This window comes from Tritonibacter sp. SIMBA_163, assembly GCF_046535935.1.
Taxonomy (GTDB): Bacteria; Pseudomonadota; Alphaproteobacteria; order Rhodobacterales; family Rhodobacteraceae; genus Epibacterium; species Epibacterium scottomollicae.
Map to the genome: position 1 here is coordinate 1 of NZ_JAWJBP010000288.1, position 287 is coordinate 287.

General features: G+C 65.9%; 1 protein-coding gene. It reads left to right on the top strand.

Translation table 11 applies throughout. The features are described 5' to 3' along the window. A partial coding sequence (locus R0J92_RS22440) for an FAD-binding oxidoreductase (protein ID WP_411053285.1) occupies positions 1 to 287 on the top strand: 287 nt, incomplete at both ends.

A 287-nucleotide genomic window follows, 5' to 3' on the forward strand; every position in this document is an offset into this window, starting at 1 on the left:
CGTGGACCTGCTGCCCCCCGAATGTGTGGTGCACGAAGCCCGCGAACTCGTGCCCTTCGAGACGGATGCCTTCGTATCCTATCGTCGCTTGCCGCTGGCTGTCGTCCTGCCGAAGACGACGGAACAGGTGGCGGCCGTGATGAAGTATTGCAACCGCTACGGCATCCCGGTCGTGCCGCGTGGCGCCGGAACGTCGCTCTCCGGTGGCGCGATCCCGCAGGAGGACGCAGTGGTGGTCGGCCTGTCGAAGATGACCCGCATCCTGGAAGTGGACCCGGCCAACCGTA